A 23176-nucleotide genomic window follows, 5' to 3' on the forward strand; every position below is an offset into this window, starting at 1 on the left:
TTGTGTCTTTCAAAGGTGTATCTATCTTAATTCATTTTATAAAGTAATTACTGAATTCTTATCGGATATTTATACATCATTCTTAATACTGGATTTTTATTTTATATCGCCATTTTTTCAAACGAATCAAATGTATTTTATTCTATCATTGGCATACTTAGCTAAAATGGCACTTATGACAGTGTCATTTCTTCGCGGAATTCTTAAAGAAAAAAGCTAATGCAAAATAACCTTATAAGTAATTATTTTGCATTAGCTTCTTATAAAACATCATTATGTTAACAAATTTACTTCAAATCATCATCCATTGGCAAACATGTTTTGTTCCTTAAGAATAACGTCATGAGCTCCACCCTCTATTATACTGGTTGAGGACACTAGAGTAAGCCTTGCAGTCCTCTGGAACTCATCAATTGATGTTGATCCGCAGTTGCACATTGTTGACTTAATCTTGTGAAGGGTAATATCAAGATTATCCTTTAATTTGCCTGCATAAGGAACATAGGAATCTACACCTTCTTCAAAAGAAAGTTTCTGGCTTCCTCCCAGATCATATCTTTCCCAGTTGCGGGCACGCTTTGAGCCTTCTCCCCAGTACTCTTTAACATAATTGTTACCAACCATAAGCTTTTGTGTAGGGCTTTCATCAAACCTTGCAAAGTATCTACCCATCATAACAAAATCTGCACCCATCGCAAGTGACAGAGTAATATGGTAATCATGAACTATTCCACCGTCAGAACACAAAGGAACATAAATACCGGTTTTTTGGAAGTATTCATCCCTTGCTGCTGCAACCTCAATAAGAGATGTAGCCTGTCCTCTTCCGATACCCTTCTGTTCTCTTGTAATACATATGGAACCGCCGCCTATTCCAACCTTAACAAAATCGGCACCACATTCTACGAGGTACAAAAATCCTTCTTTATCTACAACATTACCGCCGCCAACTTTAACTTCTCCGTTAAAGGTTTCCTTAATCCATTTTAAAGTATCTCCCTGCCATTCGGTATATCCATCAGATGAATCAATACACAGGATGTCCACTCCCGCTTCTACCAATGCAGGAACCCTGTCCTTATAATCTTTTGTATTAATTCCAGCCCCTACCATCAAGCTTTTATTCTTGTCTAAAAGTTCATTGGGGTTTTCCTTATGTGAGTCATAATCCTTTCTGAAAACGAGATAAACAAGATTTTGTTTGCTATCAACAATTGGAAGACAATTGAGCTTGTTCTCCCATATTATATCGTTTGCCTCTTTAAGGCTTATACCGTCTTTTCCATATATCAATTGTGAAAACGGCGTCATAAATTCTTTAACCTTTTCATCAAGACTGCATCTGCTTAAACGGTAATCTCTGCTTGTCAGAATCCCTTCAAGCCTTCCGGTAGGCGTACCGTCATGTGTGACAGCAATAGTGGAATGCCCTGTTCTTTCTATTATTTTAAGCACTTCTCTTAAAGAACTTTCAGGTGTAATATTAGCATCACTTAATACAAAACCTGCTTTATATTTTTTTACTCGCCTTACCATGCTGCACTGCGATTCTATTGATTGAGAACCAAAAATAAATGAAAGTCCTCCACTTCTTGCCAAAGCAACCGCAACATTATTATCCGATACAGCTTGCATTATGGCAGATACTATAGGAATATTCATCTGGAGACTTGGTTCTTCACCCTTTTTGAATTTAGCAATTGGAGTTTTCAGGTTAACATTTTCAGGTATGCAATCTTTTCTTGTCAGATTAGGTATAAGAAGATATTCATTAAAAGTTCTCGAAGGCTCATTGTAGAAAAAAGCCATTTTCTTATCACTCCTTAGTAATTTATAAAAAAATAATCCCGTTAGGAATTTTTTAAAGTTTTCTGATTAATTTTTTAATCTATTTGGATATTTTATATTACAAATCCCGTTATGTCAATACATTTGAATAAATTAATATAAATAGTAAAAAATAAGCCTTGGAGGGATTTATATGGACAAGAAACTTACAAAAGAAACCAATCCAAAGCAGCCAATTGAAAAACACGATACAGCAGCATGGGCCAATATTGAAGCAGTTAAATCCGATTCCTGCGTAACAATTCCAAGTGACATACAGGTACGCAATTCCAAGGAATATGTTGATACAAATGAAAAATGATGAGTAAAAACAACAGCCTCGAACTTTATTATTGTTCTGAGGCTGTTGTTTTATTGTCTAAGAAATTATTGTGTATTCTACACCATAATTTTTCGCCACAAAGATCAGTGTTGAAAAAATCTCAAGCTATTTTGTTCCAATTTACACTCCATGCTCCCACATTTTCTTATATCTTTCAAACCTGTCCTTAGCATGTACTTCCGCTATATCAAACATCTCTCCTGCTATATCTGGGAATACATTCATTAACTGGGAATACCTAATCTCACTGTTTATAAACTCTTTAAACGGCTTTGTCGGCTCTTTGGAATCAAGTATGAATGGATTTTTGCCTTCATCCTTCAAAAGCGGATTATATCTATATAGATGCCAGTATCCCGATTCCACAGCCCTTTTCGACTGTAGTATACTTGTGCCCATACCTGTTTTAATACCGTGATTCACGCATGGTGCATATGCAATGACAAGAGATGGTCCCTTATAGTTTTCTGCTTCGGAAATAGCTTTTATAGTCTGGTTCATATTGGCACCCATAGCTATCTGAGCCACATATACGTAGCCATAACTCATTGCCATTAGCCCTAAGTCCTTTTTCCTTATCTTTTTGCCTGCTGCAGCAAACTTGGCTACTGCCGCTGTTGGTGTTGCCTTTGAGGATTGGCCTCCTGTATTGGAATAAACCTCTGTATCCATTACAAAAAGGTTAACATCATCACCTGATGCTAAAACATGGTCCACTCCTCCGTATCCAATATCGTATGCCCATCCGTCACCGCCAATCATCCAGAAGGATTTCTTTATTAGATAGTCTTTCTTTTCAATTATCTCATTAATAAGCTTGCTCTGACTTCCCTTGTAGTCCTTAATACTTTCCAAAACCATTTCTGCAGCCTTCTTGGATTCTTCTCCATCCTCCATATGCTTAAGCCAGAGATTAAAAGCTTCCTTTATTTTAGGCTCGAGATCAGTGTCCAATCCCTGTTTCATCAGATCCCTAAGCCTTTCTCTGATCTGCCTTACTCCTAAATACATACCATATCCGAATTCCGCATTGTCTTCAAAAAGTGAGTTAGCCCATGCAGGTCCCTTTCCTTCTGCATTGGTGGAATATGAAATTGAAGGAGAACTGGCACTCCAAATAGAAGAGCAACCTGTAGCATTTGCAACCATCATTCTGTCGCCGTACAACTGAGTCAAAAGCCTTACATACGGTGTTTCTCCACATCCTGGACATGCACCGTTGAATTCCAGATGCGGTCTTAGGAGCTGACTTCCTTTAAGAGTATTCTTATCTAAAAGGTTCTCTTTTGGAATTATGGTTGTTGCAAATTCCCAATGCTCTGCTTCCGCTTCAATTTCCTGCTCTGCAGGCTTCATTATAATTGCCTTTTCCTTTGTAGGGCATATATCTGCACAGTTTCCACAGCCTGTACAATCAAGAGGTGCTACTTGAACACGCAGCTTAAAGCCTTCAAGTCCCTTACCGGTAGCATCTTTGGTTTTAAATGAGGCTGGAGCCCTATTCTGTTCTTCCTCATTTAAAAGGAACAACCTGATTGTAGCATGTGGACATACATAGGAGCATTGACCGCATTGAATGCATTTATCAATCTGCCACTCAGGTATCATAACAGCAATACCTCTTTTTTCATATGTTGTTGTTCCAAGAGGATGCGTTCCATCCTCCATACCCAAAAACGAACTTACAGGAAGCTCATCACCCTCATGCTTCTCCATTTTCCTCTGTATTCTTTTGACAAATTCAGGTTCGTCCTTTTCCACTCCTTGTTCCTCCACAGCATTAGCCCAATCAGGAGGAATCTCAACCTTCAAGAGTGCATTAGAGCCTTTATCAACTGCCGCCTTGTTCATTTCTACAATCTTTTGTCCCTTTTTCCCATAAGTCTTTTCAATGGATTCCTTTAAATAATTTAGGGCATCCTCATAGGGTATAACATTAGCAAGCTTAAAGAAAGCCGACTGCATAACCATATTTATTCTGTTTCCAAGTCCTACTTCTCCGGCTATTTTTACAGCATCTATTACATAGAAACCTATGTTATTTTTGGAAATAGCTCTTTTGAGGTAAGCAGGAAGGTTTTCATCAAGTTCCTTACCTGTCCAGGGACAATTGAGCACAAATGTGCCGCCAGGCTTTAAACCCTTTAAAATATCATAATTATATATAAAGGACTTGTTGTGGCATGCAACATAATCAGCTTGATACACAAGGTATGGAGATCTTATGGGATTTTTGCCGAATCTTAAGTGAGATACAGTTGTTCCGCCGGATTTTTTACTGTCGTATGAAAAATACCCTTGTGCGTAAAGGTTTGTTTTATCACCGATGATTTTAATTGCAGTTTTGTTTGCACCTACTGTACCATCGGAACCAAGTCCCCAGAATTTGCAGTTTATGGTGCCGCTGCCAGAAGTATCGATATCATCAGTTTCCTTTAATGAAGTTTTAGTAACATCATCAACTATCCCAATTGTAAAATTATCTTTTGGACTTGTACTTTTCAAGTTTTCAAATACCGCAAGTATTTGAGAAGGCCTTGTATCCTTAGATCCCAAGCCATACCTTCCGCCAACAATCAATGGCTTCTCAGCCCTGTTCGAAAATGCCTTAACAACATCCAAATACAAAGGCTCACCTGTTGCTCCAGGTTCCTTGGTTCTGTCAAGAACAGCAATCTTTTTAGCACTTCCAGGAAATACATTAAAGAAATGCTTAATTGAAAAAGGCCTATACAGATGAACTCTTACCGCTCCTACCTTTTCACCTTTACTTATGAGATAATCAACAGTTTCATCAATTGTATCACAGGCAGAACCCATAGCTACAATAACATACTCAGCATCAGGTGCACCATAGTAGTCAAAGGGCTTATATTTTCTTCCTGTAATTTTCTCAATATCATTCATGCAACTTTCAACGATTTCAGGAGCCCTGTCAAAAAAGGGATTCTGCACTTCTCTTCCCTGGAAATAAACATCCGGATTTTGTGCCGTTCCTCTAGCAACAGGATGCTCAGGATTTAAGCTTCTTTGCCTGAAATCATTTACTGCATTCATGTCAACAATACTTTCAAGGTCTTTATAGTCTATAATACTTATTTTTTGATACTCATGGGAAGTTCTAAATCCATCAAAAAAATGTATAACAGGAAGTCTCATCTTAATAGCCGACAAATGAGCTACACATCCCAAATCCATAACTTCCTGGACATTTGATGAGGCTAGAAGCACTGAGCCTGTTTGTCTGCATGCCATAACATCCTGATGATCTCCAAATATGGATAATGCATGGGTTGCAATTGCTCTTGCACTAACATGCAGCACACCAGGCAAAAGCTCACCTGACATCTTGTAGAGATTTGGTATCATTAAAAGCAGCCCCTGGGAGGCTGTATATGTTGTTGTAAGTGCTCCTGCCTGCAGAGACCCATGCATTGCACCGGCAGCACCGGCTTCCGACTGCATCTCAACCACCTTCACCTGCTGCCCGAAAATATTTGTCTTTCCATGGGATGACCATTCATCCACACCTTCAGCCATTGGAGATGATGGTGTAATAGGATAAATAGCTGCAACCTCTGTAAAGGCATAGGATGCATAGGCTGCAGCCTGATTACCATCCATTGTTTCAAGTTTTGGCATATTTTATTCTCCTTAACTTTTTGATTTTATTTTTTGCCAAGGAGAAAGAAAATATTCCAATGTACTAATATAGGGTTTGTTAATCTCTTTTTTGGTTATTAATTTGATTATGCTCTTCATTTATTGCTTCATCAGATTCTTCATTTTCATCATAATATTCCTTTATTTCTTTAGTCTTCTTAGAAGCAAGCCTAATCCTTTTCTTTAGGACTTTCTTATAAAACACCACAATAGCAATTATAACTATACCAACTAAAACCAAAACTGGGAGCAACTCCACCAACACCAGTATAAGCTCACTTAAGAAAGTTACGACTCCCCCGATGCTTTCAGTAAACCTATTAGCCAACCTTTCCCAATATGTAGCTTCTTTTTTAGGCTTGGATTGTGGAGCCTTCTCACTCATTTCAATTGTTATGGTAGATAGCTGAACCATATCTTTCATTTTATTCAGCGTACCTGTCAAGTTCTCAATTTCATGCCTTATATCCGTCAATCTGCTCTCTATTTTAAAAATAGTATCCGGATCGGCAGTTTTTTTGAGATATTCTTCAAGCCTGCTTTCTTCATATCTAATAAGCCGTAATCTTGATTCAGTATCAAAAAACTTATCTGTAACATCATCGCTTTTTATATTTTCATTAATAAGCGTTCCAAGTCCCTTCAAATCCCCAATAATACTGTCAAACCTATCCTTATCAACTCTTATAATTACTGTGCCCCTTGTTATGCTTTTTTCACCCTCTGAAACATATACCTTGTCTTTTCTAATATTTGACTCCTGAATGAATCCATATGTAGAAATCATTGACTTAATCCTTCCATATGCACTGTCAAAGTTTTCTACCTCTATAGATACAAACGCATTGCGAATTATTTTTCTCTGAGACAGGATTGCATTATTTGGAGTATCGTTTGATGATATTGTTGTGGCAGTTATTGCATTTGCTTCACTGTTATTACCGTTTACAGCTCCAGCTTCAGGTTTGCTGCCTGAATTATCGGCAACACCACCTACCTTTTCACTAAATTTTGTCTCTACATTGTCATACTCTACGGAACCGTCAAGTGATATCTTAGATTTTGAATCATTATAGCCATACTCAGATAGTGCTACTGCAGGTGCTTCACTTGTGTTTTCCTTTCTGCTGCCGCACCCAGTAAATATTGACACTGCAATCATTAACAGCATCAAAACCGACAAGGATTTTTTGAACATGGATATGCCCCCTTTGTTATATCTCATTCATGAATGGTTTATATACATAGACGCATACTAAATGATTTTGTTCCAGAAATTTATATATAATCAGTATAAATTTACTAATACTGAATTAATTAAAAGGAAAAAACACATATTTACAACATTTATTTTTTGTGTTAAAATAGAATGCGTCGTCGGGGTGTAGCTCAGTTTGGCTAGAGTACTTGCTTGGGGTGCAAGGGGTCGTCGGTTCAAGTCCGGTCACTCCGATTAGTTTACAAAACTTAAAGTCCTTGAAACTGAATGGTTTCGAGGATTTTTTCTATTATTAAGCAAGCACTTGTTTTGGTAGGATTTGGTGTTTCTTATCATTATTTATCATATAAAACCGTTAATAATCATTTGTTTTGGTGTATAAATTGGTGTATAACTATTTTGCTTAGAACCCTTTGTTTTAAATACTTTCATAGTATTTTTCTATAAAAAATTGGTGTATAACTTTTGGTGTATTTATTTAGCTAAAACCAAATTATTTAACACTTTAATTGCATCTACTTTATTATCCTGAGTTAAATGAGTATAAATATTTAGTGTTGTTTCAATTTTGTTATGCCCTATCAGACTACTTATAACCTTTATAGGTACATTTTCTTCAAAGAGACGAGTAACAAAGCTATGTCTAAATACATGCATACCTGATTTATTGATATTTGCTTTATTACACACGATATCCATTGATCTTCTAAGATTTTTAGGAAACATATATGTTCCTGCTTTACTGCAAAATACAATATTATGATCGTCAAATCCTTTTTGGAATCGCTTCTTTTTCATTTCTTTTAAGAGATCAATACATCTATTGGTTAGTGGAATTAACCTATTAGCTGATTGAGTTTTTGGTGTATCTTGTACTTTAACTACAAGTTTTTCCTTAACTTTGTCTTTGACACTTATAACAGTTTTCGATATCTTTACTTCGCCCTTTTTTAGATCAATGTCATTCCAGTTTAATGCTAATATTTCTCCACTTCTAGCTCCTGTATCTAAAGCAAAAATAAATAACTCATAAAATGAACTTTCTTTTGCTTTAGTCTCAAACCTATTTTGTTCTTCTCTTGTAAATGCTTCAACTTGTTTTTGTTTAGGTCTTGGGAGTTGTAAACCATCACATGGATTTTCATTAATAAGCTTATTTTTAATTGCTAACTTAAATGCTGGATTTAAAATATTCTTGATTTTCTGTAATGTAGATGTTGAATAACCTTCTCCAAAATTATAAAGCTTATTTATAAAATCTTGTATATGTATGGGTTTAATATCTTTTAGCTTGTTATCTCCTATTTTAGGGTTAATAATGGTATCTATAAGCGTTCTATATAATTCTAGTGTCTGTTGTTTTAAACTTGTAATTTTATAAGTATTCAACCATTGATTAAGCCATTGTTTTAATAGCATTCTTGAAGGTTCATAATAGACTTCATCATATACTTGTGCTTGAAGTTTAATCATTTCTTTAGCAACTTCTCCCTCAGTATTGCCATAAACACACTTTCTAATCATTTTTCCATTAATATCTCTTCCAACATTGACTCTTCCCATATATTTTCCACTTGGTTTATGATAAGTAATAGATCCTGTATTATTGTTTCTTTTATTCATAACATTTCACAACCTTTCATATTTTTGGGTTATTCATCCATTCAATAAAGGAACTCTTGGTAATAACAAATTTTTTACCAAGCCTTATCGAAGGAAAATTTTTTGAGTGAAATAACTCATATGCCTTTCCCAAACATATTCCAATTATTTGTGAAACGTCATTTACTGTAAGAAATAAAGGTAAATCTTCAATATTATTTATGTTTTCAAGGTTCATAAGCACTCCTCCATTTTACATTATTAAGGTTATTCAATCAATACAAAAAAGGTAGTGCCTTTAATCGGCACTACCCAAATTTTTCAATAAAATACTTGTTTTAAATTAAATCTTAAAAAATAAAAACATAACGAAAAAACCACCTCAAAAAGGTGGTTTTTTAAAGTTTATATACCATAGGATTATTAGCAATTCACATAATGTGTTGTTAATAATTTAGTCCTATGTGAATGCACAAAGTGCATAAAAGTCTTATTGATAATTTAATTTTATCACTATTATTATATTCAGTCAACTATTTTTTGATTCCTATTAATAATTTGATTTTTTCTTCAATCTCTACTCTTTTGTCAACATTATCTATTGAACACACATATTTCTTTAATCTATTTTTACTTATAGATTTTAAATGTTCTAGTTTAATAATTGATTTTTTAGATAAATCATTATGATCAATTTCTACATGTGTTTTCATTAATCTTTTTTGATTTCCATTAACATCAAGTATATCAGTAAGTGGAACTATAATTACTGTATTACTATCAGAATTAAAAATTTGATTTTGTAATACAAGTACTGGTCTATTAGTGCCATTTTGTTCACTTCCAACATTCTTTCCTAAATTTGCTTCATAAATAGACCATTTATAAATTAATCTAGGTTTTTCTTTGGTTCTATTTGATTTTCTATAAACTTCTTGTCTAGTTTTTTCTTGTTGAGATAAATTTATCTTCTTTGAAGTCCAATTTAATATAGGAATAGCAATATCAACATTTAAAGCATTTACATTACTTTTAATTTCTGTTAATAAATTATTTACAATATCTTTTTTTGTAATTCTATTTGCCATTATTTCTCCTCCACTCAACAAAATACTACCTAATTATATCATATTATGACAATTAGGCAAATATTTTGTAAAATGTGAAGGTTGTTGTTACTATTAGTATATGTTGGGTTTGGAGATTTGTTACTTCTTAAACTTGTTAGCTGTCTTTGTTATAAGATGGTTAGTGGTTTTATTTTAATAATTGTTGACTTATTATAATATTGTATAGTCATATGTTACTGTCATACTGTGCTGATCATCTTTTATAATTGGGGTGTCTAGGTTTAACATTTTTTAAACTTGCTTGCAGCCTTTACTATCAACCAGTAAACATCTTTATCTTTACTTGCTTTATCAATCCACTTCTTTTTATCTGTAATTATATTCACTGTCTTTTCCATAAGTATATTAATAGCATTTTCAACATCTGGATTTATCAATTCTGTTTCATTTTCATAACATTTTAATTTTCCAAACACATTAAAACTAGTAAATAATTGAGTGTTAACAACCCCATAAAACGTTGATCTTGCGTGCAAAACACGATTGTTTCCTAAATATATTCCTATATGTACTATTTCATTTGTACCTTTAGTAAAACATAAGTCTCCAACTTTCAATTCAGCTTTAGTAATAGGTTTGCAGAGTTTATCATAAATACCTTGAGCAGTATAATCTTCTGAAGGTTTTATTTTGCCATCTTTCTTAAGTGCATATAAAATTAGATCCGAACAATCCCCACTATATTTTCCAATCCATTTTTCGGTGCTGTACCCATTAAAATAATAATGCTGTTTACCAAAATTATTAATTAACCTTTGTAATTCCTTGGAATCTAGCACCTTCTCAAAATTGCCACCCCATGCGTAGCCTTGTCCTAATTTACTATTTGCATAGTTTATAAAATCTTTTAACATATTAACACCTTCTTTAAATTTTACCTAAAACTTTTAAAACTAAAAGAATTATAGATGCTATAATTCCACCAGTAATTAAACTTGGAATAGCTTTACTTGTAAACCATCCTAATACATCTGTAAAACCTCTTTTACTTAATTTGGCAACCATGTTTTCTATATTCTTTAAAGTTGTAGCCATTGTATTTAATTTCTCGTTTACAATTCCATTACCAACTTTAATTTCTGTAATATCTGCTTCAACTTTGTCTTGCCTTGTTTCTAATTTATCTATTCTTTTTTCTAATGCTTCAATTTCAGTACTCATTTTAAAAACCTCCAATTATTGAAAAATCTTTTTAAATGTTTCTAATACTATTTGTACAAAAGTTTTCTTTGGTTCTGGTGGAGGAATAGGTGGAATAGGTGGTATTGATTGATTTGCCATAATTATTGACCTCCCTTAATTGATTGATTCATTTTCATATCATTATTTTGAATTGATTGTGAATAATTTTGATTAAAATAATATTTTGCAATATTACTTTCTTTAATAGAATTAGAAATTGTAAAAAATCCAACCATTATTGTTACACATATTAGCAATGTAAAAATTATACATTTTAAAATATTTACAAACATTTCATATGTGTTAAAGATTTTTTCTGTTTTTTGTAGTACTGAATTTACTGCATCTAATACTTTCTCGTTTAATTGTTCCATGTTTAACACCCTTTCCAAAAAATAAAAAGCATAATCCCAATTAAGAGACTATGCTTTATTTTTATAGGTGTATTAATATATACACCATTTCCTGTTATGGTTTCCTGAAATATATAAGTACAAAGCACAGGTATTCAGGAAATACCATTCATCAAGTTGTACATACTTGATTTAGTGCTTTGCTTGTTTAGTTTAACATATTTAATTAATTTAATCAATAATTCATTATGTTAAATATTATGTTAATTCAAAACATTCTGCACAAAAATACATTGGATTATTTGTACCTCTAAATAAAGAAAATCCATTATAATCTCTTTCTGGACTAACCCTTACTCTAATAATATCATTTACATTTAATTGAACACTTGCTGATACAGTTTGATATATTGTAGTGTTAAATTCAGGATCATAATCAATATTTAAGATTGTATTAGTTGTACCTCTAGTCATTATTAACTGTGTTTTAATACGATAGTTACTGTCTTTCATTACTATATCTATATCTACACTTGCACTTATCCTATATTTACCTGCAACTTTACATGTAATACAATCAGGTTGAGATATATCAAACATTCCATGCGTATCATAATCTGTACCTGTCCATGGTACATAAATTCCTACACCATTATTATATGAAATAGGTACAGTTGTTCCACTTGCTTTTACTTTTACATTAGGTAAAGTAATTATATTATTTATAGCTTCATCTATTTTATCTAAATTACTATTATAATCTTCTCTTTTAAAAAATAAATCTGTACCATCAGGCTTTTTTAATCCTAAGTTTGTTGTTAGACTAGACATTATTCGTCCAACTCCCTTCTTCAATTTCAGTCCATGTTAAATTTAAATTTTCAATTTGATCCCATGTTAAATTTAAAGATTCTACATTATTCCAATTAATTGTTTTAAATTGTATTTCTAATCCTAAATGTGCAGGTTTTCTTGTCACAATATAATTATAGAAATCACTATACTCTGAAGGTGGAGAATAATAATCTAAAAATGTAATAACTAATGTAGAATTTAATAGTCCAACATTAATTTGACCATAATTAAAAGCTTGTGCTAATTCTTGAATACGAGTAGCATTTAATTTATTTAAACCTATCAGATAACTTTTTATAGTTCCTCGTCTATCATTTAAATTTGTATCACTTTTAGGATTAATATTGAGGATATTTTTTTCCCATCTATTTAATCCATAATTTGTTGCGGTATCAATAAACATTTCATTTTTAATATCTTCTTTACTATCATTAATATCTTCAAATTCTGGTGATTCTGCTTGTAATATAGAATCAATTTCCAAAATTTCATTAAATTCATTAGGTAAATATTTTTTCATTTTTTCGTATTGATCTGACAAGTAAATCACCTCTTTATGTAGATTCAGTTAATGTTAAACTGTTTAAATTCGGTATTTCTTCTGTTAATAATGTTATATCTGAATTTCCACCATTTAAAGTTAAAGAAACTATACTTTCTATTTCATTTAAATTTGTCAATACTGTACCAATGGTGAAATAAGAAACAACATTCTTTTTATAGGAAATTTCATTTCTAAAATAGTTTCCTATTGCTAATTGTGTAGCCTGTTGAGCTTGTGTTAACGTATAACCTTCAGCAACATTAACAGTTGCAACTATATTAATATTCTTATAAGTTGCTGTTGTTACTGTTACTATTGCTCCTATTGGTGCTACACCTTCACCTAGTCCTTCTTTATTTGGATCTAAAAATTCCTGAAATGAATTAATTAATTCTGTAGATGCAATATCATTGTTTGAGTTTAAAATAGATACTTTCACTGTATTATTTCCATTCCATATTGGAAAAACTTTAACATTACCTATTCCAGAATATTCATTTGCCCATTCTACATATTGAGCAACATTTCCATCTTTTTCAATATTTTTAACTTTAGAATAATATCTTTGTCTTAAACTATTATCATCTTCTATATCTTCACCCAATATTAATATTTCAGTTAAATTTGCTGTTTGAAGTCCTTCTATATATGAAATTGGAATTAATTGTCCTGTAACAGTATTTCCTATAGAACCTGCTATTTCACATTGCATTTTATATTGACCATTTGCTATTTTTTCTATAGCTATAAAATTTACGCTTGAATTTACTGCTGTAAATCTACTACCAATATCAATATCTAATGCTGATCCTTCTGTACCTGTAAACACACCCTTTTGAATTGTTTTACTTGCTGAAATTCTTGTTATTCCAATTTCAGAACATTTTTTATCTAAATATATATTTTCTGCTGTATCTGCAAAAGCATTATTTAAAATTAAATCTAAATCTATATAAGATTGTGCTAATTCTGCTGCTGCTGGTGCAAGTGCATCATATATTATACTTCCTTGTCTCTTATCTATTGTATTGGGTACTCTATCAAGCATATTAGTCAATATTACTTCATATGATTTACCTTCAAACATTTACAACCACTCCTTCTATAGTAATATCACCTTCTGTTGTATTCGCAGTAAAAGATACAACAAATACACTTGATTCTGAATTATTTATAATAAAATCAGATAATGATATTATTCTATCATCTGCTGTTAAAGCTTCTGTAAATACTCTTTCTAATTCTGCTGAAACAAATAAAGGATCTTTTCCAATTAATCCTTCTAATTCAATACCATAATTCCAATCATAGATGGCATACTGAAATCTTTCCGTTTCAATTATTTTATATATTGCCTGTTTCATGGCTTGTTTTCCATCTACATAACCAGTTATTCTTTTATTTGTAGTATCCCAATAATATGTTAAAGTAGGTTGGTTAACTACTTCTATATCTTCACCAATATTAATATCACTACTAGGTATTATTGCCATCATTACACCACCTTTGACAATACAATAAATTTTTGTCCTTTTTCTACTCTCAATAAAATAACTTTATCATTAATTTGTAAACCTTCATTTATTGTAATTTCCTGTGAATCTACTGTAATTTTCTTTTCAATTACATTAGATGTAAGAATTATTACACTTTCAGGTAATTCTAATTTTTGATCTATTTTAATCCTTAATGGTGATATACTTGTGACTTCACCATGTGTATAATCTGTTAATTTCATAGTTTCCAATCTATTTGTAATTATATCTTGAATCTGTGGTAAAAACATTGTATATCACCATCCTTAAATAACCCTTAATTCTAAATTCATTGTATAATCATTGTTTGAAAATGAATGAGTTGCTTTTTCTATAAGCATAAATTGATTTAAAACAATATCACCTAGATTTAACTTATTTATAAAAATAGAAAATCCTGCTCTAGCTCTAACATCACCAATAACAGGAATTGACAATTTTCTATTAACTCTATTGTATAAAGACAATGATTTATTTGCTCTTTCAATAATTTGTGCTTCATTTAAACTATCATCTACATTTTCATAATATTGTAACTTACCCCATTTTGCTATAGTGCTACTATCCTTAACAATATAAACCTCTCTACTACCACCAGATTTATCTTTTTTCACAAGTTTAATCTGATTATATGTATCATTAATTGAACTTGAATAATCAAAATCAATTAAATTTGTTTGACCATCTATAATTAAATCTGTTTTAAGATTTTCAACATTTCTTAAATCCAGCTTTCCAAAATTATCAAATAAAACATATAATTTTTTCGTAGATAATAATGTTAAATCATTTGCTTTATATATGATATCTAATAAGGATTGATTATCTTCTACCATAGAAGGAATTACATAACCTGTATCATCTATATTACCTGTTTTCAATTCCCAATCATTAGCAATTTTAATTAAAACTTCACTTGCTTTTTTGTTTTGAAATACATATGTTTCTTTATTTTTTAGATATCTTAATTGATCACAAGCTACAACTTTTATTACATTATCTTTATTTCTACTTTTAGAAAAAACAAATCCATAAAATATGTTATTCCCATGGTATTTAAATCTAACAATTGAACCTTCATAAAATGATAGTTCTCCATTTGGAATAATACTAAATTCAAGATTACTTGCTTCTCCTAATCTTTCTGTACTCCAAGTAATTGTACCTTCTACTATATCCGAAATATCATATATATCACTATTGGTATTATCTTGTATTAATAATTCTATATTATCCAAGTTTTAACACCTGCCCAACATATATTGTATATTTTGAATTTGATGTATTTTTATTTCTTTTATCTATTTCAGTTTTGTTTAAATTATATAAATTAACATACTTAGAACCATCATTCAATTGATTTTTAGCTATTAACCATAATGTATCACCTGATTTGACTGTATATGTTTTAGGTATATTTTTAGTAATTGGCCTATTAGATTGTACATTTACAACTTTTGAAGTACTTGTTGAAGTAGATTTCTGAAAACTTAATTTTTTAGTGCCATATTCACGATATTCTTTTAAATTTAATGAATACTCCCAATCCCCTAAAGCTCCTGCAACTTCCGTAGCAGTATAATCTTCTATTGTAACAAGTATATTTGTCTGAACATCTGAAATACCTTCATATGTTTTTCTTGTTACTACAAGCCTAACAGGTTTTTTACTTTCCTTATATTGTCTAAATTTTACCAAATAAAATATTGGATATTTAAATAGATTTTTGGTTAATACCCATGGATAATCTTTATTATTAGGTAAAGTACTTTTAAAACTTATTTCTCTTAAAGGTATATCTTTAATTACAGATATTTCACCTAATTTAACTAATTCATATGTTTTATTTGAACTTTTTACTTTTATTTGAAATTCAGAAGGATTTTGAGGAAGACGTATAGTTTCACCCTCAAAATCAAAAAATATACCATATTCTTCTATCATTATCTATACGCCCCTCTGCTGATAATGCAATTTGCTGTTCTAACATTTCTTTTATTCTATTAGCAACAACGTTTACATCTGCTGTTTCACGAACATCACCAAATTTAACAGTTATATTTGGTGCTAAAGTTGAAATCTTGTTAATAGCTTCTCTTTCAGCTACATCACGCAAAAGCTTAATATCTTCTGCATTAATTTTAACATCACTTTTAATACTTCCTATTTGTGAATTACCTTTTCCAAACAAATTATCTTGACTATCCAATAACGAATTAAATTTATCTCCAATCATACCTGCAATATTCTGAACACCATCTACTGCAAATTGACCTACTTTTTCACCAATTTGTTGACCTTTATTAAATGCATCTCCATAACTAATCTGATTAAATCTAGTAAGTTTAACAACATCTTTGTCACTTTTTAGATTATCTCTTTCAGTTTTAAGTTTCTCTAATAACCCTGTCATTCCACCTGTCATATTTACATTTAGACCTGGAATTTTATTGATTATACCTTCAATACCTTTTGCTATATTTGTTAAAAAACTTAATGCATTTATAGCCAAATCGAAAAACAATTTCTTTACTGCATAAATAGGGTCACGCCAAACATTAATGAAAAATTCTGCTACAGATAAAACTATATTGGCGAAATATGCAAAATTGTTAAATAAAAATGCAAATAATGAACCAAATATTCCACCAACTACACCAACAACTTTTACAACAATATTACCAAACTTTATCATTGCAAATAATAATAATCCTATTGCAGCACCAATTAATAATATAGGCCAATTTACTGCTAACCAAGCTGCTGCCTGTGCCAATATAGGAGTTACCATTAACCATAACTTAGTGATTAACATTGGAATTTGTGTTGCTCCCCATAATAAAAATGCTGCTCCAATACCTATCAAAATAGGCTGAATTATATTCCAATTTTGCTGCACAAATGTTCCTATTGCTATAAGTGAATTTAGTAATCCACTAAGAATCATTACAACTACATTTAAACTACTTGCCAAAGCATTAACAAAAGCCATTCCACCAGAAGAATTGAATAAATTAGTAATACTTTGTTGAATTGGAATTAAGCCAACCATAAATTTATTTTTAATTAAATTACCTATATCTCCAAATGTCATTGGTATTTTTTTGAATTGGGCATCTGTTTCTTTTGCTGAATTAATCATAGCATTTTTAATAATTTGTGCTGTAATTTTACCTTCAGAACCCATTTTCTTTAAGTCACCCATAGGCACTTTCATTTCCATAGCAATTGCTCGTGCTAACAAAGGTGCATTTTCCATAATACTTCTAAATTCATCCCCTTGGAGTTTACCTGCTGCCATAGCTTGTGTTAACTGATACATTGCTGAAGATTGTTCCTGAATAGATGCACCACCAATTTTAAATTGTTTATTCATCTGTTCTACAAAATAAATAGCTTCATCATTAGTTTTAAATGCATCTTTAGCCAATATACCAAGTTTACCAACACTTGAAGCCATTAAAGCATATTCACCCCTAGAATCTTGTGCAGCACGATATATTTTATCTTGAAGTTGGGCAAGCGTTTGACTTCCATCATTTATTAAGTTTAATCTAGCACTTATATTAGATAAATTATCTAATGTTTCCATAGATTTTTTTATAGCATAGAGGCCAATTAATCCACTTACAATATTTTTCAAATTTGAAAATATACCTGTTGATTTTTGTGCTTCATTATTATATCTTCTTTGTGCTTCTGTTGTATGATTAATTCCATTGTTTGTATCATTAATACTTTGTGTCATTCTCTGTATTGCTCTATTTGCACTCGTTACTTCTGCTCTTGCTGATGCAATTGTGTTACTCAATCTTATATCTCTTGCAGAGGCAGAATTAAGCTGTTCCATAACATTTAATGTCATATGCATTGCTTTTACAATTGATTGCAAAGGCTTGGAAAATTGGTCATTTAATTTTAGAGTAGATGAATACGTTGACATTCTTCACACCTCCCACTTGAGAAAATTAAAACCACCTACAAATAAACAGGTGGTTTATATAATCTATTTTAATTTTTTTTCATCTTCAATTTTGATTAATGTACTTGCATAAATAAATGCTTTTTCTGCATCTGGTAAATCTGCAAATACACTTGGTAGTATATGAAGCTTTTGCAAGGCATAGTGTGCCATATTAAATTCACTATCACCTTGCTTTATTAGTTTTTTGCTTCTTCAACTAATTCTTCTAAATTTTCGCCAAATCCAGATAATATAAGTATTTTTTCAGATAATGATATAACCTCACCACTTCTTAAAACTTTATATAAGTATTGAATAGGTAAAGTTGCTCCTACTGCTTTAATGCTTTCAGCATCTTTAAAATTAGGGTCTACTGTTCCTTCTATAACAATCTTTTCAGCGAATGTTACATTATCAAACTCTGCACCATTTTTAGTTATTTTAGTGCAAGCTTTTTGAATGGTTTTATATTCAGATAAAGGAACTGGCCTTATTTTAAATTTTAGTATTTCTCCTGTATCTTCATCTCTAAATCTATTTGAAATTATAACTTCTTCTGTTACTTCCTCAATTATATTCTTATTTAAAAATGCTTGTAATTTAGACATAATAATATCTCCTCTTATTTAAATTAATTTTAGTTGATTCTGTTATAATAAAAAGGGACTGACTAATTAGTGAGTCCCTTTATAAATTAGAAAAACTATCCAACACTTCAAAATCATCAAATGTAAAGGAAATTTCTTCGTCTAATGCAGTAGCATCAACATCAAGTTTTGCAAGTATTACACCATCAATATTACAATTTTTTAGTACTGTTGTTTGTTTTCCTGTTGCTGAAGCTGGGTCTTCATTTGTTACCTGAATATCAAAATAGGTATCCTTTCCTGTTCTATTATATTCAGACATTAAATTCCTAAAGATTGAAGTTATATAATAAATAGTCATAGTGCCAGTACCTTTCCAACCTCTGGATTTTGAACCAGTACCACGCTTACCAAGTGTTTTCACTTCTTCTTTATTTTTCTCAATTTTTGCTTCTACTTTTTTAACATATGCCAATTCTTCAATATTCCCATTAATCGTTGCGAATGCTGTTCCTTCGCCACCATTAATAACATCTTTTACATTATTAAAAGCCATAGTCTATTTGCCCCCTTAAGCTATATTTACAATTACATAAATCTTTTCTACTGCATCTACAGGTTGTGCATAAAGATTTATTACAACTGCATCAGATTCTTCTCCTGCAAGAACTTCTATATCAGTTTTTGCATCAAAATTTTGGATTCCATTTAAGCTCTGTAATGTCTTCATATAAGTTATAAGCTCATTTTTTAAAAGATTTCTACCATTAGCATCATTATTGACTTTACCAATATAGAAATTTTCATAAATCTTTTTCGCATCAACTGCTATAGCATCAAGTGTACGAATCACTTTATTTTTTCTAAACTCTTTGCCTTTTTCTGAAGTAAATGAAACAAATGTGTTTATATCCTGCTCAACTATAACTTCTCCACTTGCATTTTTAGTAAATACAAATTCTCCTGCATTAAGTGCAGTTATAATTTGACTATTTGTATAAGTAGGATTTACAGGTACATCACCATCATATTTTCTGTATGTAAGAGATTGATTTACATTTGCTCCTGCTACTGCACCTGCTGTCCAAGCAACTAATTTTGCATCATTTTTAATTGATATAATACCTTCATAATTAGCACTAGCATAATTATAAAGAACTGCCTGTATTTTTCTACCTTCTGTATCTCTTAAACGAGCAACAAAAGCTTTATATACAGCTTTAATATCAGAATCATCACCAATATATCCAACTGTATTAAAATCTACAATTTCAATTGCACTTGTAAAATTAGTATGATTTGTACTTGTTACAGTTCCATTTGCCCCACCTGCTAACAAAGTTCCTGCTGAAACTGTTAAATTACCAGTACCACTAAATACAACCCAATCATTGGCTTTTAAATTTGCTACAGTAGAAACTAATGATTGTCTATCTTGCTCTACAGAATCAACATAAGTTATAACATCAAATTTGGTATTATCATCAATATTCTGCTGAATAGCAATAGAAATATTATTTCCACGCAAACCTGAATATTTAGCTGTAACAACTAAAGTTCCAAATGTTTTTGTTGCTTTAGTACCTGTATTAAGTCTATATACATATACTGTTTTAGCATTTCTTAAAGCTTCTCTAACATAAAACAGTTCACTGGTTGGTGTTGTTGCTGTTGCATATGAATACAAATTAGAATTAAACAAATCATAGCCAAACAGTTTAAAGAAATTAGCTTCAATATTTACTTCTGTAACTGTTGCTTCTGCACCCCAATCCATTATTAATGGTAAAGCACAAATACCCCTATCTGATACATTTCCTAAACTATCAGGAATTGATTTAAAATTTACATAAACTCCAGGTCTTACTTTATTTTGTGTTGCCCAAGTTCCTCCAGCCATACTTTATACCACCCTTTCCAAAAACGCATTAATTAAATTTTCTGCTTCTTCTATACTATAAGTACAATCATCTTTCAAAATTGCCATTATTACATCTTTGTTATAAGAAGAAAATTTCTTACTATTCAAAATCTGTTCTTTTGTATACTTACTAATAGTTTCAATTTCTTTTTTTGACATGATTATCAATCCTTCTTTATATATGAATTAGTATCAAGTGTTTCCATATTAACACTGTCAACTGGTATTTTTGTTGAAACATTTATATCCAAAAAGAAGTGTAAAACTTTATCTTCAATATTATGTCTTTTATTTAATCCTCTTAAATTACCACCAGACAAATCAGAAAATAATTCTAGCTTTTCATATAAATCTTCAGCAATCATATGATATTGTTCATCAATGTTAACTGTGTTTTCATCAAGGAAACAATGAATATCGAACATAATATTAAATCTAAATCTATTTTTACATTCTTTTTTTGTATCTTGTTCTATTATTTTTACAAAAAAACAAGGTTCTTGAAATCCTTGTTTAATTAACTCATCATATATTTCATAAGTTGGATACGATGTTTTAAGTGCCTTAACAATTGAATCTTTTATATTTGTAATTATCATATCGCACCACCTAACAATTGTTTAAATCGCTTATCCCATTCTTTGGGTATACTCTCTTGAATCTCTTTTAATGAAATAGTTGCCATGAATTTACCTTCAATCCATGCTGTTTTTGTTCCCATTACCACACCTTTATTAGAGTTTGGATTATAAACAAATCTTTTACCTTTCCATTCCCCAGGTACATAATGTTTATCAACTCTATGTCCAAATTCAACATAACTAGCATAATCCAATGGGTTTGATAAAATAACAGTTAAATTATTTCCATTTCTTTGAATGTTTGATAATACCCATTGCTTTCTTAAATCACCTGTCAATACAGGAGTTCGTTTTTTTGTTCTTGCTAAAGCTTTCAAAGCAATTTCATAAAAAAACTTTTCAATTTCAACATCTATTGTTTGTGATAACTTTTCAAAATTCTGTATAAAATCTTTAAACCCTTGTACATCTAATGACATAATAACACTTCCTATCCTCTATCAAGCCTATGTAACAACAATTCTTGGTGTGTAGGATATAAAAATGGTTCTCCTGCTTCATAAGTTTTGATTACCTTACCATTCCTTATTACCTCAATTCTATCACCTGTTTTAATCTCAAAATCATTTGAGCAAAATAATTTAATCTCATAAGATATATTGTTTTCTGTTGGTGTTTGGCTTTGGATAGGACTATTTAATTCTTTTTGACTTATTCTACATGGCATATTTTGAATAGTTGGTGTTGAACCAGCATTAACTCTTGTTGCTCCTGCTGAAGTAGTTGTTTTACTATATCTATATACATTAGCAGTATCAGTATATAGTTTTTTATATTGCTTTTTAATATAATCAATAGTACTTGAATTTAACATGTTAAATCACCTCTGTATATTGGAAATTTTGTAATTCAGACATGTTCTCTTCCAAGTAACCAATTATATTTTTAGAATCTTTGCTACCTTTTATTTTAATATTTGTGTCACCCATATTAACAGAATCCAAACCATCTAATCTATCATCTTTTATCTTCCTAACTATAATATCAACAACTAAATCTGATAACTCTGTAGGAAATGACGATAGACCACAAATATTAACTATCCTTCTTTGCAAAGCAGATATATAATAGTTAATTATTGCATCTTGACTTGTATCTGAAATATCAAGCAACAATTTAGCTGTGGATAATATTTCTGAATTAGTCATAATTTCACCCCTATTTATATACAATCCATGCACTACCTGCACCACTAAATGTCAATTTAATAGAAGTATCGCATTTTATAGGACAATTTGAAAAATCTACACTTGTATTATTTATTGCTGCCCATTTTGCAGTTGTATCATCATTTAATGTTACATTATAATTTCCATTAACAAGAATTTTTGCTACTTTACCTGCACTTGTTTTAACTGTTTTTGTTTCTGCTGCTGTAGCAGTAATAAGAACAGATGTCCATCCTTTATTAATATTTTCTAAAATTTCTGTGGTTCTAGCTACACTCACAACTATTCACCAACTTTCGTTAATGCTTCTAATATATCTTCTTGCTTCATGCTTCTTTCAAGTTTTATACCTTTTTCTTTAGCAACCTTTTTTAAGTCCTGAAAAGATAATTCTGAATAATTTATATCTTTATTTTCGTTATCATTGCTATTAGATTCTTCATCTTTAATATCATCAGAAGATTTATCATTATCTTGATTATCTTGTTCATCACAAGAATAATTAAGGTTCTTTAATTTTTCTATAATAACAATATCTTCAGTTACAAATTCTCCATTAACAAATTTACATAAAACTTCATCATTTTCTTTATCCCAAATTACACCATGACCATAAAATTTCATTATTTCACCTCAATTAA

28 protein-coding genes and 1 tRNA gene are annotated in these 23176 nt (G+C 30.8%); 2 read left to right on the top strand and 27 right to left on the bottom strand.

Annotated features, from left to right (window positions below; translation table 11 throughout):
* Positions 1-300: 300 nt before the first annotated feature.
* Entirely contained in the window at positions 301-1809 is a 1509-nt protein-coding gene (locus Bccel_RS07455; RefSeq protein WP_036942388.1) for an IMP dehydrogenase, read from the bottom strand.
* Positions 1810-1981: 172 nt separating this feature from the next.
* Between Bccel_RS07455 and Bccel_RS28755 the strand changes: the two genes are divergently transcribed.
* A complete protein-coding gene (locus Bccel_RS28755; RefSeq protein WP_081926950.1) occupies positions 1982-2149 on the top strand; it encodes a CDIF630_02480 family spore surface protein in 168 nt (55 codons plus the stop codon).
* Positions 2150-2290: 141 nt separating this feature from the next.
* Here Bccel_RS28755 and nifJ read toward each other — a convergent pair whose 3' ends face one another.
* Together nifJ and Bccel_RS07465 are read right to left on the bottom strand one after the other, a co-directional pair.
* The gene (gene nifJ / locus Bccel_RS07460) at positions 2291-5812 is read right to left on the bottom strand and encodes a pyruvate:ferredoxin (flavodoxin) oxidoreductase (RefSeq protein WP_036942390.1); all 3522 of its coding nucleotides are present in this window, start codon (positions 5810-5812) and stop codon (positions 2291-2293) included.
* 79 nt (positions 5813-5891) lie between these two features.
* Positions 5892-7031: a DUF4349 domain-containing protein gene (locus Bccel_RS07465; RefSeq protein ID WP_036942393.1), complete on the bottom strand. Its 1140-nt coding sequence runs from the start codon at positions 7029-7031 to the stop codon at positions 5892-5894.
* Positions 7032-7211: 180 nt separating this feature from the next.
* On the opposite strand from Bccel_RS07465, the gene Bccel_RS07470 reads away from it, so the two are divergent.
* A tRNA-Pro gene (locus Bccel_RS07470) sits at positions 7212-7286 on the top strand.
* Between the two features lie 240 nt (positions 7287-7526).
* Here the strand turns inward: Bccel_RS07470 and Bccel_RS07475 are convergent.
* From Bccel_RS07475 to Bccel_RS07585, 24 genes are all read right to left on the bottom strand, one after another.
* Positions 7527-8675, bottom strand: coding sequence for a tyrosine-type recombinase/integrase (locus tag Bccel_RS07475; RefSeq protein ID WP_036942396.1), 1149 nt, complete (start codon positions 8673-8675; stop codon positions 7527-7529).
* 16 nt (positions 8676-8691) lie between these two features.
* On the bottom strand, positions 8692-8892 hold the full coding sequence (locus tag Bccel_RS07480) for a helix-turn-helix domain-containing protein (RefSeq protein WP_036942399.1): 201 nt from the start codon (positions 8890-8892) through the stop codon (positions 8692-8694).
* A gap of 295 nt (positions 8893-9187) precedes the next feature.
* Positions 9188-9742, bottom strand: a complete 555-nt coding sequence (locus tag Bccel_RS07485; protein WP_050753245.1) for a type II toxin-antitoxin system PemK/MazF family toxin — start codon at positions 9740-9742, stop codon at positions 9188-9190.
* A 263-nt stretch (positions 9743-10005) separates the two neighbouring features.
* Positions 10006-10638: a C40 family peptidase gene (locus Bccel_RS07490; RefSeq protein ID WP_050753246.1), complete on the bottom strand. Its 633-nt coding sequence runs from the start codon at positions 10636-10638 to the stop codon at positions 10006-10008.
* Positions 10639-10651: 13 nt separating this feature from the next.
* On the bottom strand, positions 10652-10945 hold the full coding sequence (locus tag Bccel_RS07495; protein ID WP_036942402.1) for a hypothetical protein: 294 nt from the start codon (positions 10943-10945) through the stop codon (positions 10652-10654).
* A gap of 122 nt (positions 10946-11067) precedes the next feature.
* Positions 11068-11340, bottom strand: coding sequence for a hypothetical protein (locus Bccel_RS07500; protein ID WP_036942405.1), 273 nt, complete (start codon positions 11338-11340; stop codon positions 11068-11070).
* Positions 11341-11577: 237 nt separating this feature from the next.
* Positions 11578-12150, bottom strand: coding sequence for a hypothetical protein (locus Bccel_RS07505; protein WP_036942410.1), 573 nt, complete (start codon positions 12148-12150; stop codon positions 11578-11580).
* A complete protein-coding gene (locus Bccel_RS07510) occupies positions 12143-12715 on the bottom strand; it encodes a putative phage tail protein (RefSeq protein ID WP_036942417.1) in 573 nt (190 codons plus the stop codon). Before Bccel_RS07510 ends, Bccel_RS07505 begins: the two co-directional genes overlap by 8 nt.
* A 13-nt stretch (positions 12716-12728) precedes the next feature.
* Positions 12729-13805, bottom strand: a complete 1077-nt coding sequence (locus Bccel_RS07515) for a baseplate J/gp47 family protein (RefSeq protein ID WP_036942418.1) — start codon at positions 13803-13805, stop codon at positions 12729-12731.
* Positions 13798-14214, bottom strand: a complete 417-nt coding sequence (locus Bccel_RS07520) for a DUF2634 domain-containing protein (protein ID WP_242853132.1) — start codon at positions 14212-14214, stop codon at positions 13798-13800. The genes Bccel_RS07515 and Bccel_RS07520 overlap by 8 nt, the downstream gene beginning before the upstream one ends.
* Positions 14214-14504 carry a DUF2577 family protein gene (locus Bccel_RS07525; RefSeq protein ID WP_050753247.1) on the bottom strand — a complete coding sequence of 97 codons (291 nt, stop codon included), beginning with the start codon at positions 14502-14504 and terminating at the stop codon, positions 14214-14216. The genes Bccel_RS07520 and Bccel_RS07525 overlap by 1 nt, the downstream gene beginning before the upstream one ends.
* Positions 14505-14519: 15 nt before the next feature.
* On the bottom strand, positions 14520-15491 hold the full coding sequence (locus Bccel_RS07530; RefSeq protein WP_036942419.1) for an XkdQ/YqbQ family protein: 972 nt from the start codon (positions 15489-15491) through the stop codon (positions 14520-14522).
* A complete protein-coding gene (locus Bccel_RS07535; RefSeq protein ID WP_050753248.1) occupies positions 15484-16197 on the bottom strand; it encodes a LysM peptidoglycan-binding domain-containing protein in 714 nt (237 codons plus the stop codon). The genes Bccel_RS07530 and Bccel_RS07535 overlap by 8 nt, the downstream gene beginning before the upstream one ends.
* Entirely contained in the window at positions 16169-18196 is a 2028-nt protein-coding gene (locus Bccel_RS07540; RefSeq protein WP_050753249.1) for a tape measure protein, read from the bottom strand. Before Bccel_RS07540 ends, Bccel_RS07535 begins: the two co-directional genes overlap by 29 nt.
* Positions 18197-18414: 218 nt before the next feature.
* Positions 18415-18825, bottom strand: a complete 411-nt coding sequence (locus Bccel_RS07545) for a phage tail assembly chaperone (RefSeq protein WP_036945452.1) — start codon at positions 18823-18825, stop codon at positions 18415-18417.
* 79 nt (positions 18826-18904) lie between these two features.
* Positions 18905-19360 (bottom strand): phage tail tube protein, encoded by a 456-nt coding sequence (locus tag Bccel_RS07550; protein ID WP_036945454.1) that lies wholly within the window; start codon positions 19358-19360, stop codon positions 18905-18907.
* Between the two features lie 15 nt (positions 19361-19375).
* Positions 19376-20704, bottom strand: a complete 1329-nt coding sequence (locus tag Bccel_RS07555; protein ID WP_036945455.1) for a phage tail sheath family protein — start codon at positions 20702-20704, stop codon at positions 19376-19378.
* A 3-nt stretch (positions 20705-20707) separates the two neighbouring features.
* Entirely contained in the window at positions 20708-20884 is a 177-nt protein-coding gene (locus Bccel_RS30720; RefSeq protein ID WP_162838930.1) for a YqzN/YkzM domain-containing protein, read from the bottom strand.
* A gap of 5 nt (positions 20885-20889) precedes the next feature.
* Entirely contained in the window at positions 20890-21324 is a 435-nt protein-coding gene (locus Bccel_RS07560; RefSeq protein ID WP_050753250.1) for a phage tail terminator family protein, read from the bottom strand.
* Positions 21321-21785, bottom strand: a complete 465-nt coding sequence (locus Bccel_RS07565) for an HK97 gp10 family phage protein (RefSeq protein ID WP_036945456.1) — start codon at positions 21783-21785, stop codon at positions 21321-21323. The genes Bccel_RS07560 and Bccel_RS07565 overlap by 4 nt, the downstream gene beginning before the upstream one ends.
* Positions 21786-21796: 11 nt before the next feature.
* A complete protein-coding gene (locus Bccel_RS07570) occupies positions 21797-22180 on the bottom strand; it encodes a hypothetical protein (protein ID WP_036945457.1) in 384 nt (127 codons plus the stop codon).
* A 1-nt stretch (position 22181) separates the two neighbouring features.
* On the bottom strand, positions 22182-22514 hold the full coding sequence (locus Bccel_RS07575) for a phage head-tail connector protein (RefSeq protein ID WP_152965955.1): 333 nt from the start codon (positions 22512-22514) through the stop codon (positions 22182-22184).
* A gap of 10 nt (positions 22515-22524) precedes the next feature.
* A complete protein-coding gene (locus tag Bccel_RS07580) occupies positions 22525-22815 on the bottom strand; it encodes a hypothetical protein (protein ID WP_036945459.1) in 291 nt (96 codons plus the stop codon).
* Between the two features lie 2 nt (positions 22816-22817).
* Positions 22818-23159, bottom strand: coding sequence for a hypothetical protein (locus Bccel_RS07585; protein ID WP_036945460.1), 342 nt, complete (start codon positions 23157-23159; stop codon positions 22818-22820).
* Between the last annotated feature and the right edge of the window lie 17 nt (positions 23160-23176).

It is taken from the genome of Pseudobacteroides cellulosolvens ATCC 35603 = DSM 2933, from assembly GCF_001262605.1.
Lineage (GTDB): Bacteria > Bacillota > Clostridia > Acetivibrionales > DSM-2933 > Pseudobacteroides > Pseudobacteroides cellulosolvens.